General features: G+C 51.8%; 2 tRNA genes. Both read right to left on the bottom strand.

Features of this window, described 5'->3' with window-relative positions:
* Positions 1–69 precede the first annotated feature (69 nt).
* A tRNA-Gln gene (locus EDI28_RS26720) sits at positions 70–144 on the bottom strand.
* A gap of 71 nt (positions 145–215) precedes the next feature.
* A tRNA-Leu gene (locus EDI28_RS26715) sits at positions 216–300 on the bottom strand.
* Positions 301–357 lie beyond the last annotated feature (57 nt).

The raw sequence follows: 357 nt of genomic DNA, 5'->3' as shown, positions 1-357 counted from the left end.
ACCAACTGAGCTACGTAGCCGTTTTTTACAGGCTGACGACTATACATGATAATCGCCACCTTGAAAAGGTGGCAGGGCTACCTGGATTCGAACCAGGGAATGGCGGCATCAAAAGCCGCTGCCTTACCGCTTGGCGATAGCCCTACAACTTGTTGCTATTCACAACTGGCTTTGTTTTAAAGCCGCTCTCGCTGCCTCAAAAGAGAGGGAGAGAATGGTGCGGAAGGAGAGACTTGAACTCTCACACCTTGCGGCGCCAGAACCTAAATCTGGTGCGTCTACCAATTCCGCCACTTCCGCATCAAGTGTTTTACATCATCCCGGTAGAGGGAGGATGGTGGCTACGACGGGATTCGA

It is taken from the genome of Photobacterium chitinilyticum (genome assembly GCF_004104355.1).
Lineage (GTDB): Bacteria > Pseudomonadota > Gammaproteobacteria > Enterobacterales > Vibrionaceae > Photobacterium > Photobacterium chitinilyticum.
The sequence above is the reverse complement of the archived record's forward strand: the minus strand, read 5'-3'. Positions and strand labels throughout refer to the sequence as shown.